This is a genomic window from Mariniluteicoccus endophyticus, assembly GCF_054780035.1.
The window spans coordinates 1-11,709 of sequence record NZ_BAAGXC010000016.1 but is presented as its reverse complement, the minus strand read 5'-3'; the positions used below and the strand labels follow the sequence as shown (position 1 = coordinate 11,709).

The window sequence follows — 11,709 nt, the reverse complement described above, 5'->3', positions numbered from 1 at the left end:
GGGTTTCCAGCATGTCGAAGCCCTTCATCGCCGCGCGCATCGAGGACAAGCTGAACCGCCAGATCGACCGCACCGTCCGCGGTCGGGGGTGGCAGGAACGCGTCATCGGCTACACCGGCTACGGCTCCTCGAAGTTCGTCCGCGTGCTCGGCCGCGTCATCCTGACCCCGCCCGGAACGACCGAGGAGGTCCCGTCGCCGGAGGCTCAGCGCGCCGCCGAACCCGCCGCCATGCTGGAGCAGCGCGGCTGGCGCAACTTCGTGACCGCGCCGGCGACAAACCAGAAGGTGACGGTCACCGTCGCCGGCTCCGACTGGGAGGTGCTCACCGACCGCAACGGCTACCTCGACCTGCGCCTGCCGGTGCGGGGTCTCGAGCCCGGCTGGCACGAGATCACCCTGCAGTCGGGCTCGTCGGAGCCCGTCCAGGTGCCCATGCAGATCATCGATCCCGAACAGGAGTGGGGCCTGGTCTCCGACATCGACGACACCGTGATCTCGACATCGCTCCCCCGCCCCCTGGTGGCTGCGTGGAACACCTTCGTGCTCGAGGAGAACGCCCGCCAGGCCGTGCCCGGCATGTCGGAGCTCTACGAGAAGCTCCTCGCCGACCACCCCGACGCGCCCGTGGTCTACGTCTCGACCGGTGCGTGGAACACCGCGCCGACGCTCGAGCGCTTCTTCCGCCACCACCGCTACCCGCGCGGCTGCATGCTGCTCACCGACTGGGGGCCCACCAACTCGGGCTGGTTCCGCTCGGGGCAGGAGCACAAGCGGATGTGTCTGCGCGACCTCGCCATCGACTTCCCGAAGGTCAAGTGGATCCTCATCGGCGACGACGGCCAGCACGACCCGGCGCTCTACGGCGAGTTCGCCGAGGCTCACCCCGACCGCGTACGCATTATCGGCATCCGCCAGCTGTCGCCGGGTGAGCAGGTCCTCGCCCACGGTACGCTCCAGTCGCTCGACCAGGAGGATCCGGCCGACCGCGAGGCCGAGGTCCCCGAGGTGCGCGCGCCCGACGGGCAGGGCCTGTGGCCGCTGCTCCAGCAGGCCATCACCGAGCGCGCCTGAGCCCGGCGTACGCCGTCAGCGGCGGCGCGCGTACGCCGTCAGCGGCGGCGCGTGAACCGCGGCCCGCCCCAGGGCTGGCGGTGTTCCAGCGGGCTCCTGGCGCGCACGTCGCGCACGACCCAGGCCACGGCCCCGACGGCGAGCAGCAGCGCGGCGGCGATGGCGATCCACTCGCCGACGGTGCGGTCGAGCAAGCCGGGCTCCTGGGCCTCGGCGGTCAGCCCCTCGGCGAGGTCACCGCTGTGGCGCCACACCACCGTGCGCCCCTCGACGGTGCTCGAGCCGCTGTGGCTGAGGACCTTCCCCCGGAACGACACCCTCATGTCGAGCTCGCCGACCGCGACCATCTGGTCGATGGCGTTCTTCATCGGCGCGTCCTCGGGGTCGTTGGCATCGAGGTCGGGCTTGGCGAACGTGAACCGCTGCCGGCCGTCGACGGTGTAGACCTGCACGCCGAAGTTCGCCATCTTCGCCGCGTTTGCGCGGCCCTCGATGCGGCAACCGACGCGGCCGTCCTTCGCGTAGTAGACAGGCTTGGGCGCCACCGTGGGCTGGCAGTCCTTCTTGAACTGGTCGCGCACCTTGCCGGAGTCGTCGACCGCGCTGATGTCGATGCGCAGGTCGGCGGTGTCGTCGGGGTGGACCGTGATCCGACCGTTCACCCGCCCGCAGCCCGCTAGGCCCACGGCCAGTAGGACCATCACGAGCAGGATCGCCGAGCGGCGGAGGGGCGTACGCATGCCCCAACCGTAGGACACGCTGGGCCGGATCCCACGGCGTCGCGCCGTCGCACGGGAAAATGGGGCGCTGCACGACGACCGGGGGCAGCACGACGACGAGAGACTGAGGGCATGGCGCGAGGTACCGACGTGGTGGACGACGAGTTCACCGAGAAGATCATCGACGTCGACGTCTCGTCCGAGATGCAGACCTCGTTCCTCGAGTACGCGTACTCGGTCATCTACTCCCGCGCGCTGCCCGACGCGCGCGACGGCCTCAAGCCCGTGCAGCGCCGCATCCTGTTCTCGATGGACGAGATGAGCCTGCGTCCCGATCGCAGCCACGTGAAGTCGTCCCGCGTCGTCGGTCAGGTCATGGGTCTCTACCACCCCCACGGCGACACCGCCATCTACGACGCACTGGTGCGCATGGCCCAGGACTGGAGCCTGCGCCTGCCGGTGATCGACGGCCACGGCAACTTCGGCTCGCCCGATGCCGGCCCGGCCGCCATGCGCTACACCGAGTGCCGCCTCGCCCCGGCGGCGCTGGCGATGACCGACGAGCTCGACCAGAACACCGTCGAGTTCAGGCCGAACTACGACGGCAAGGAGAGCGAGCCGGTCGTCCTGCCCGCCGCGTTCCCCAACCTGCTCGTCAATGGAGCGACCGGCATCGCCGTCGGCATGGCGACCAACATCCCGCCGCACAACCTCATCGAGGTCGTCCAGGCGCTGCGCCACCTGTTGAAGTTCCCGAACGCCACGCTCGACAAGCTGATGACGTTCATCCCGGGCCCCGACCTGCCGACGGGCGGCAAGATCATCGGGCTGGACGGCATCAAGGACGCGTACGCCACCGGACGCGGCTCGTTCAAGATCCGTGCCACCACGCGCATCGAGCAGGTCGCGCCGCGCCGCAAGGGCATCGTGGTCACCGAGCTGCCCTACATGGTCGGCCCCGAGAAGATCATCGAGCAGATCAAGGACGCCGTCGGCAAGAAGAAGCTCCAGGGCATCTCCGACGTCAAGGACCTCTCCGACCTCGACACCGGCACCCACCTGCAGATCGAGATCAAGAACGGGTTCAACCCCGAGGCCGTGCTCCAGCAACTCTACAAGTTCACCAAGCTCGAGGACTCGTTCGGCATCAACAACGTCGCCCTCGTCGAGGGCCAGCCGCGTACGCTCTCGCTGCGCGACCTGCTGACGGTCTACCTCGACCACCGGCTCGAGGTGACGCTGCGGCGTACGAAGTTCAACCGCGCGAAGGCCGCCGACCGGCTCCACCTGGTCGAGGGCCTGCTCATCGCGATCCTCGACATCGACGACGTCATCGCGATCATCCGCGGCTCCGACGACGTGGCAGCCGCGCGCGCGAAGCTCATCGAGGTGTTCGACCTCACCGAGGTGCAGGCCAACTACATCCTCGACATGCAGCTGCGCCGGCTCACGAAGTTCTCGCGCATCGAGCTCGAGTCGGAGCGCGACGACCTGATGAAGCGGATCGCCGAGCTCGACGAGATCATCAACAACGACGACCGCCTGCGCGGCGTGGTCAACGACGAGCTGGCCGCCATCGCCAAGGAGTTCGGCACGCCGCGGCGCACCGTGCTGCTGGAGTCGTCGGGCGAGGTCTCGGCCGCCGCCCCGCTCGAGGTCGCCGACGACCCGTGCTGGGTGATGCTGTCGGCGACCGGTCTCGTGGCCCGCATCGACACATCCGCTCCCCTGCCCGAGCGCACCGCGCGCGCCAAGCACGACGTGCTGACCTCGGTCATCCGCGGCACGGCCCGCGGCGACTTCGGTGTCATCACGTCGCGTGGCCGGCTGGTACGCGTCAACGCGCTCGAGCTGCCGAACGTGCCGCTGACGTCGAACGCGCCCAACCTCCAGGGCGGTACGCCGCTGAAGGACCTCGTCTCGCTCGAGCGCAACGAGCGCATCCTGTGCCTGACGACCCTGGCCGAGGACTCCCTCGGCCTGGCGCTGGGCACCGCCCAGGGCGTCGTGAAGCGCGTACGCCCCGAGATCTTCGGCAAGGACGAGTGGGAGGTCATCGCGCTCGCCCCGAAGGACGAGGTCGTCGGCGCGGTCGAGTTGACCAGCGAGGATGTCGACCTGGTCTTCGTCACCACCGATGCCCAGCTGCTGCACTTCCCCGCGTCCGCGGTGCGCCCGCAGGGCCGCGGCGGCGGCGGTGTGGCCGGCATCAAGGTCGGCGCGAAGGCCCGCGTGCTGTACTTCGGCGTCGCGCAGCCCGAGGGCTCGGTCGTCGTGACCATCACCGGCGGGTCGGAGGCGCTCATCGCCTCGGACGGATCGGTCAAGGTCACCGGCTTCGAGCACTTCCCCGCGAAGGGCCGGGCGACCGGCGGCGTCCGCTGCCACAAGTTCCTCAAGGGCGAGGAGGCCCTCGCCGTGGCGTGGGTCGGTCCCGCTCCCGCCGTCGCGTCCAGCGCGAACGGCGCGGCGATCGACCTGCCCGAGCCCGACGGCCGCCGCGACGGCTCGGGCACGCCGCTCAGCCGGCCCATCGCCGCCGTCGGTCACTGACCCCGGACGCACCACCGGTCCGGCCCGCAGTACTACGCTGACCCCATGCCCGGATTCGACGACCTGCTGGCGGCCAACAAGAAGTACGCCGAGACGTTCACCGACGGGGGGTTCGACGGCATCGCCAAGGCCGGTGTCGCCGTGATCACCTGCATGGACTCCCGCATCGAGCCCCTGCGGATGCTGGGCCTCGAGCTCGGCGACGCGAAGATCATGCGGACCCCCGGCGGCCGAATAACCGCCGACGCGCTCGTCGGCTGCATCCTCAGTGTGCATCTGCTGAACGTCGACCGCATCATGGTCGTGCCCCACACCCGATGCGCGATGGGCTCCGGTGACGACGCGATGATCGCGGAGAAGGTCCTCGCCTCCGGCGGCCCGGACGTCTCCGGCATGGTGCTCGGCTCCACCCCGGATCAACGTGCTGGCCTGCGTTACGACGTCGAGCTGCTGCGTACCCATCCTCTGATGGACGACCGCGCCGAGATAGGCGGCTTCATCTATGACGTGGACACCGGCCTGCTCGAGCAGGTCATCTGACTTCCCTGGTACCACGACCGCAACCCGCACTACCTCGGGCGCAACAACCAGGGGGTCAAGATCCTCGGGTACCGCATCGAACTCGGCGACGTCGAACACGCCCTCCGCGCGCTACCCCACATCCGTCAAGCCGCCGTCACCGTCGCCGACAGTCATGACCAGCCTCACCTCATCGGTCACGTCACCGGCACCACCCAACTCGACCCCATCGCCCTGCGACGCCAGCTGCAGGCTACCCTGCCCGCGTACGTGGTTCCCCGCACCATCCAGGTGCACGACACCATGCCCTACTCAGCCCATGGCAAACTCGATGTCGCCCGACTGCGTCACACGGCTCCCACTCACGCCGGCCACCCCTCAGCCAGTCACGCCGACTCAACCAACAACACCTCAACCAGCGAGGCTGCAGGAGCTCATGCGAGTCCAACCGTCGCCCTGTCGCAGCCAGCATGTCTGCCCACCGAGGTCGAATTGGCGCGTGCGTTCGCGGCCACGCTGCACGTCGAGACCATCGATCATCACACCAGCTTCTTCGACTACGGAGGCAGCTCCTTCGACGCTGTCCGCCTCATCCGCCAAATCCCCGGGGCGACCGTCGGCCTTCTGGCGGCCGACCCCTCGGTCCACTCTGGCCGCCGCCCTTGCTCCCGGCACCGACGAGCGACACCCCCAACTCCCGCGGCTCAGCCCAGCGCTGCCCGACTCCACCATGTTGGTCGGGGTTCCGTTCGGTGGCGGAAGTGCCATCGCCTACCGCCCTCTCGCCCAGCACCTCCCGCCACGTACCACCCTCTATGCCGCTTCGCTGCCTGGCCACGAAGAGGGAACCGACGAACCCCTGGCACGCGTGGAAGACACCAGCCAAGCCCTTGCCGAGGCCATTCTGGACCTCCAGCCGTCCCGCACCGTGCTCTACGGTCACTGTGTCGGCGTCGCTGTCTCGCTGGAGACCACCCGCATCCTGGAAGGAAACGACCACCGTGTCGACCAGCTGATCTTGGCTGGCTCTGCACCCTTCTTCCAATCCCGCGGCATCACCAAGCTCTGGCTCGACACCCAAGGCTTCCTTGTTGCCCGCGGCTGGGCGCCCATCACCGCCAACACCGTCGGCGCGCCCCTCCCCCCACCGGGCGAGTGAACAGGGCCACGAAGAAGTACCTTGCCAGCATCGGGGGCTTCACCGAGGACGTCGATGAACAGACCCTCGACTTCATCATGCGGGCGTTCCGCCACGACTTCCAGGACGCTGCCCGGTACTTCACCCAACACTGGACCATCACCGGCCTCCCCCCGCTCACGTATCTCACCGGCGCCGACGACCCCACTCACCCCTGACCCCCGCGGCGAAGCGCAGCAATGGCAGCGCTTCGGACCGTCACCGCCACTCACACGTTGCCCGCAGCAGACCAAAACTTCCTCCAGACCCACCCCGAGGCTGTCGCTGACCTCATCGCCGACACTCTGGACCCCGCCCCTCGCTCTTGTCGGCAGTCTCCCTAAGAACGACATCGGGTGCACCCCACTGGCCATGACAAACGGGCCGGGCTGGAGCAGAGGGCAGCTGGGGACACGCAAGGTGGCGGGACATGACAAGGGCGGGGAACGACCCTCGTCGTCCCCCCGCCCCGCCGAAGTCACTGCACGCGACCGGCTACGGCACTCAACACGTCGGCCAACTGATCAGGGCACGACACCATCGGCCAATGTCCGCTGTTCATGTCCGCCAACTCGACATGCTGAGCTGCCGCGAGCTCGGGAGCATCCCCGCCCTCCATCGCATCCTTGGCATCCTGGGGCGAGAACTCCGGACAGATCACCGTGACCGGTACACCAAAGCGATCCTCACTGCCCAACGACACCGTCCCTCGGCTGACCCCTTGCGGCACGCCCACCATCTGCTCTTCGATCAGGCGCTTCTGCTCGGCCGAGAGGTCCGCCGAATCGGGTCCCTCGAACTTCTCCCACCCCGGGAATCGCATCCACCCGTCAACGGGCTCAAAGAAGTCGGCATATGCCGCGCCATCAGCCTCCGGGAAGCCCCCGACGAACACCACCCCAGCCACCTCATCAGCCAGCCGATCAGCCGCCATCCATGCCAGTGACGCAGCTGCCGAGTGCCCCACCAGCAGCGGACGCTCCGCACCCTTCGCCGCGAATGTCACCGCCCGCAGCTGGTCCGCCAAGGTCGCCGTCGCGTTGTCGTCCCCCTGCCCGGGAAGTGCGACCGCGATGCCTCGGTGTCCTCGCTGAGTCAACTCTTCCACCACTGGGTCCCACACGTCAGCGGTCAGCCACAAGCCGCCGATCAACACCATATCCATGTCATTGTCCTCCTAGCAGGCAACACTTACCCACCCCAGCATCCCCCAACCGGCCCGGCCGCAGGGTGTACCTTTTTTCGACACCCCCCGCCGCTCACCTGCCGTACTCTCCACCCATGGATGCCTACACCACCGGCCCGCTCACCCCGGCCACCTGGCCGGACTTCGCCGAACTCATCGAACGCAACAACGGCGTCTACGGGGGCTGCTGGTGCATCGCGTACCACACCCCCCAACAACGCCAGGGCCTCAGCAACCGGGAAGCCAAGCTCCGACTCGTCGAACACGACAGCGCCCACGCAGCCCTGGTCTACGACACCGACGGCAAGGTTCAGGGTTGGGCGCAATACGGGCCGCCAGCCGAGCTCGAGGGCTTCAAGCACAAGCGCGAGTACGAGAAGGAACCGCCGGCCCGACCCGACTGGCGCATCGCCTGCGTCTTCGTCGACAAGCAACACCGCGGCCAGGGCGTCGCTCGCACCGCCATCACCGGGGCATTCGAGCAGATCGCCGCCGCCGGGGGCGGTCTGGTGGAAGCCATCTCCGAAGTCACCGACGGTCGCAACGCCCAGCCCCGATTCCTGTTCACCGCCACTGCGGAACTCCTCGAAGAACTCGGGTTCAGCAAGATCCGTCAGGTCGGCAAGCACGCCTGGATCCTCAGCCGCACCGTAGAGGCCAGCAACTAGGCGCCGTTCGCCGGCCGTGTACTGAGGCCGACCGGTGGCCCAACGGCGATGATCCGCGCAAGATCGGAGAAGCGACCTGGTCGGCCCGCTCCCTAGCGTGGGTGTCACCGAACGGAACACCCACGAGAGGAACCACCATGACCGCCCACCTGGCCCCCTACCTCCACCTCACCGACAACCGCACCGCCGCCGCCTTCGAGTTCTACGCGTCCGTCTTCGGCGGCGAGCCGAAGTTCATGCGCGCCGCAGACATGCCGATGGGTGAGGGCATCGACCCGCAGGCCGTGATGCACGCCGAGCTGCACACGCCCGATGGCTTCCACCTCTACGGCACCGACATGGTCCAGGAGGGCATGCCCGCCCCGCAGGCCGAGCTCGCGATCATGACCGACGACGCCGAGCTCGGTCACCGCTGGTACAAGGCCCTGTCCGAGGGCGGCGAGCTCTTCACGCCGATGGAGAGGCAGGAGTGGGGCGACGAGTACGCCAACTTCGCCGATCGCTTCGGCCAGGACTGGGCGATCAACATCAGCACGCCGAAGAACTGACCCACCGCCCATTCCCGAAGGAGAGACCATGGCCACCCACCTCGCCCCGTACATCCACTTCCCCCGCAACGACGCCGCCGAGGCCTTCGCCTTCTACGGCCAGGTCTTCGGCTGCGAGCCCTCCATCCAGCGGGCCGGCGACCAGCCGATGCCCGGGATGGACCAGCTCGACCCCCAGCGCGTGATCCACGCCCAGATCCAGTCGCCGGACGGCGTGAACCTGTACGGCTCCGACGACTGCATGGACCAGAAGATCACGCCCCAGGGCTTCGAGACGTGCATCATGACCGACGACACCGAGATGGCGGAGGCCTGGTTCGACGCGCTCGCAGAGGGCGGCCACGTCGACATGCCGTACGCGGCCCAGCCGTGGGGGGACTCCTACGGTCAGGTCACCGACCGGTTCGGCATCAGGTGGGCGGTCAACTGCGCGGGCCCGCAGCACCGCTGAACCCTCGCAGGCCGAGCGAGCGCAGCGAGTCGAAGCCTCGCGCCCGGGGGTCCCCGTGGTCATGCTGGCGCGCGCTTCGCGTCTTCGACTCGCTCGCGCTCGCCCAGCCAACGAGCCGGCCACGTCAGACTTCCGCTCGCTCAGCCAACCAGCCGGGGCTTCGACTCGCTGCGGCCGGCCAGCCAAGTGCCGGCCGGACTCACGCGTCGATCTGCTCCGCGTCGATCCGGTACGCGCCGTCCACGATGAACTCCTTGCGGGGGGCGACCTCGTTGCCCATGAGCATCTCGAACACGTTCGAGGCCATCTCGGCGTCGTCGACGGTCAGGCGGCGCAGCGTACGGTGCTCCGGCGCCATCGTCGTCACCTTCAGCTGGTCGGCGTCCATCTCGCCCAGACCCTTGTAGCGCTGGGGCTCCTTGAAGTTCTGGCCCTTCTTCTGCAGTGTCGCGGCCATGCGCTGGTACTCGGCGTCGGAGTAGGTGTAGATGTACTTGTCGAAGCCCCGCTTGGGGTTGATGAGCTCGAAGCGGTGCAGCGGCGGCACGGCGGTGTAGACGCGGCCGGCCTCGACCATCGGGCGCATGTATTTGAAGAACAGCGTCGCGAGCAGGCAGCGGATGTGGGCGCCGTCGGAGTCGGCGTCGGCCATGAAGATGATCTTGCCGTAACGGGCGGCGTCGAGGTCGAACGTACGCCCGGACCCGGCGCCGACGACCTGGATGATCTGGCCGCACTCGACGTTCTTGAGCATGTCGCCGACCGACGCCTTCTGGACGTTGAGGATCTTGCCGCGGATGGGCAGGAGGGCCTGGAACTCAGAGTTGCGGGCGCGCTGGGCGGTGCCGAGCGCGGAGTCGCCCTCGACGATGAACAGCTCACACTTGTCCACGTCGTTGGAGCGGCAGTCCTTGAGCTTTGCCGGCAGCGTCGACGACTCGAGGGCGTTCTTGCGGCGCTGGGCCTCCTTGTGGGCGCGGGCCTGGACGCGCGTACGCGAGGCGGAGACGACCTTCTCCATGACGGTGCGGGCCTGGGCCTTGGTGGCCTGCTTGGTGGAGGTGAGGAACTCCCCCAGCTCGCGCTCGACGATCTTCGCGACGATGCGGGAGGCCGCGGGGGTGCCGAGGACCTCTTTGGTCTGGCCCTCGAACTGGGGTTCGGCGAGGCGGACGGTCACCACCGAGGTGAGGCCCTCGAGGGCGTCCTCCTTGGTGATCTCCTCGCCGGACTTCAGCAGGCGGGTGCCTTCGAGGACCTTCGACAACGACTTGGCGACGGCGCGCTCGTAACCGTTGACGTGGGTGCCGCCCTTGGGGGTGGCGATGATGTTGACGAACGAGCGCGTGGTGGTGTCGTAGCCGTTGCCCCAGCGCAGGGCGATGTCGACCTCGAGGTCGCGCTCGACGTCGGTGGGGTTGAGCGCGCCGGTGTCGTCGAGCATGGGCACGGTCTCGGTGAACTGGTCGTGGCCCTGGAGACGGATGATGTCGGTCAGCGGCGCGTCGGGGGCGAGGAAGTCGCAGAACTCGGAGATGCCACCGTCGTGGCGGTGGACCTCCTCGACGACCTCGTCGCCGCGCTCGTCGCGGACGACCAGCGCGAGCCCGGGCACCAGGAAGGACGTCTGGCGGGCCCGCTCGGTGAGCCTCGTCAGCGACAGCTCGGCGTCGGCGAGGAAGATCTGGCGGTCGGGCCAGTACGTGACGCGGGTTCCCGTCGCACCGCGCTTCGCCTTCGCGACCTTCTCGAGCTTGGCGCCGGGGGTGAACCCGGCGTCCGGCCCCGGGTCGTCGAAGGTGCCGGGGATGCCGCGACGGAACGACATGCCGTAGGTGGAGCCGCCGCGGTCGACCTCGACGTCGAGACGGCTGGACAGGGCGTTGACGACGGACGCGCCGACGCCGTGGAGGCCACCGGTGGCGTTGTAGGAGCCGGAGCCGAACTTGCCGCCGCCGTGGAGCTTGGTGAACACGACCTCCACGCCGGACAGGCCGGTGCCGGGGTGGACGTCCACGGGGATCCCGCGGGCCTGGTCGGCGACGTGGATCCCGCCGTCCTTCCGCAGGGTCACGGCGATCTCGGTGCCGAAGCCGGACAGCGCCTCGTCGACGGAGTTGTCGATGATCTCCCACAGGCAGTGCATGAGGCCGCGGGTGTCGGTGGACCCGATGTACATGGCCGGGCGCTTGCGTACGGCCTCAAGGCCTTCCAGCACCAGTAGGTGACGGGCCTCGTAGTCGTGGCCGCCGGCCGCCTTGGCGGCCGACTTCTTGCCGGGGGAGCTCACGTTCTCGGACACCCGCGAAGAGTAGCCGCCGCCCCCGGCAGAACGTGGGATCCACGCCGCGCCGACCCTCAGACGGAACCCTCCTCGGACATTGAGCGAAAACTCACTGGTTTTGTCCTCCCCGGCGGGTACCGTGGAGGCAGCTCAACCGTTCCAGGGCCCGGGAACAAAACCGGGACACCGACAGTTGTCGATGGTGAGACACCCGACGGGTGACACCAGAAAGAGAGGCCAACGTGACCACCACCGTCATCGATTCCAGCCTGACTGCTGCTGATCGCTGCGACCGCTGCGGCGCGCAGGCCTACGTACGTGTTGTCATGGAGAACGGTTTCGAGCTGCTCTTCTGCAACCACCACTCGAAGCAGCACGGCGACAAACTCAAGCAGGTCGCGCTCAAGATCCAGGACGAGTCCTCCAAACTCGCCTGAGCGACACGAGGAGGGGCCCCGCACCACAGATGCGGGTTCTAACGGTCCTCGCAACACCTCGAGTTTTGGGGAGTTGCGATGACTGTGTCGATTG

General features: G+C 68.3%; 12 protein-coding genes and 1 pseudogene. 10 read left to right on the top strand and 3 right to left on the bottom strand.

The genetic code is table 11. The features are described from left to right. Positions 1–11: 11 nt before the first annotated feature. A complete protein-coding gene (locus tag ACYVGD_RS05360) occupies positions 12–1,073 on the top strand; it encodes an App1 family protein (protein ID WP_460741957.1) in 1,062 nt (353 codons plus the stop codon). Between the two features lie 38 nt (positions 1,074–1,111). On the opposite strand, the gene ACYVGD_RS05355 is transcribed toward ACYVGD_RS05360, so the two are convergent. Continuing rightward, positions 1,112–1,813, bottom strand: coding sequence for an LppM family (lipo)protein (locus tag ACYVGD_RS05355; RefSeq protein WP_460741956.1), 702 nt, complete (start codon positions 1,811–1,813; stop codon positions 1,112–1,114). Positions 1,814–1,924: 111 nt separating this feature from the next. Here ACYVGD_RS05355 and ACYVGD_RS05350 point away from each other — a divergent pair, with 111 nt between their 5' ends. The 5 genes and pseudogenes from ACYVGD_RS05350 (at position 1,925) to ACYVGD_RS05330 (ending at position 6,220) form a co-directional block, all read left to right on the top strand. Beyond that, positions 1,925–4,345, top strand: a complete 2,421-nt coding sequence (locus tag ACYVGD_RS05350) for a DNA gyrase/topoisomerase IV subunit A (RefSeq protein WP_460741955.1) — start codon at positions 1,925–1,927, stop codon at positions 4,343–4,345. Between the two features lie 45 nt (positions 4,346–4,390). Continuing rightward, complete coding sequence (locus tag ACYVGD_RS05345) at positions 4,391–4,885, top strand: beta-class carbonic anhydrase (protein ID WP_460741954.1); 495 nt, start codon at positions 4,391–4,393, stop codon at positions 4,883–4,885. A gap of 282 nt (positions 4,886–5,167) precedes the next feature. Further along, positions 5,168–5,455 (top strand): annotated as a pseudogene (locus ACYVGD_RS05340) (hypothetical protein); the annotation flags it as partial. 139 nt (positions 5,456–5,594) lie between these two features. Further along, complete coding sequence (locus tag ACYVGD_RS05335) at positions 5,595–6,023, top strand: thioesterase II family protein (protein ID WP_460741953.1); 429 nt, start codon at positions 5,595–5,597, stop codon at positions 6,021–6,023. Beyond that, positions 6,020–6,220, top strand: a complete 201-nt coding sequence (locus ACYVGD_RS05330) for a hypothetical protein (RefSeq protein WP_460742494.1) — start codon at positions 6,020–6,022, stop codon at positions 6,218–6,220. Before ACYVGD_RS05335 ends, ACYVGD_RS05330 begins: the two co-directional genes overlap by 4 nt. A 299-nt stretch (positions 6,221–6,519) precedes the next feature. Here ACYVGD_RS05330 and ACYVGD_RS05325 read toward each other — a convergent pair whose 3' ends face one another. Further along, the gene (locus ACYVGD_RS05325) at positions 6,520–7,206 is read right to left on the bottom strand and encodes an alpha/beta fold hydrolase (protein WP_460741952.1); all 687 of its coding nucleotides are present in this window, start codon (positions 7,204–7,206) and stop codon (positions 6,520–6,522) included. Positions 7,207–7,322: 116 nt separating this feature from the next. Between ACYVGD_RS05325 and ACYVGD_RS05320 the strand changes: the two genes are divergently transcribed. From ACYVGD_RS05320 to ACYVGD_RS05310, 3 genes are all read left to right on the top strand, one after another. Further along, positions 7,323–7,895: a GNAT family N-acetyltransferase gene (locus ACYVGD_RS05320; protein WP_460741951.1), complete on the top strand. Its 573-nt coding sequence runs from the start codon at positions 7,323–7,325 to the stop codon at positions 7,893–7,895. Positions 7,896–8,032: 137 nt separating this feature from the next. Next, a complete protein-coding gene (locus ACYVGD_RS05315; protein ID WP_460741950.1) occupies positions 8,033–8,443 on the top strand; it encodes a VOC family protein in 411 nt (136 codons plus the stop codon). A gap of 28 nt (positions 8,444–8,471) precedes the next feature. Next, entirely contained in the window at positions 8,472–8,894 is a 423-nt protein-coding gene (locus tag ACYVGD_RS05310) for a VOC family protein (protein WP_460741949.1), read from the top strand. A 199-nt stretch (positions 8,895–9,093) separates the two neighbouring features. Here ACYVGD_RS05310 and ACYVGD_RS05305 read toward each other — a convergent pair whose 3' ends face one another. After that, complete coding sequence (locus ACYVGD_RS05305; protein WP_460742471.1) at positions 9,094–11,184, bottom strand: DNA gyrase/topoisomerase IV subunit B; 2,091 nt, start codon at positions 11,182–11,184, stop codon at positions 9,094–9,096. Positions 11,185–11,396: 212 nt separating this feature from the next. On the opposite strand from ACYVGD_RS05305, the gene ACYVGD_RS05300 reads away from it, so the two are divergent. Then, positions 11,397–11,615: a DUF7455 domain-containing protein gene (locus ACYVGD_RS05300; RefSeq protein WP_460741948.1), complete on the top strand. Its 219-nt coding sequence runs from the start codon at positions 11,397–11,399 to the stop codon at positions 11,613–11,615. The last annotated feature ends 94 nt before the right edge of the window (positions 11,616–11,709 follow it).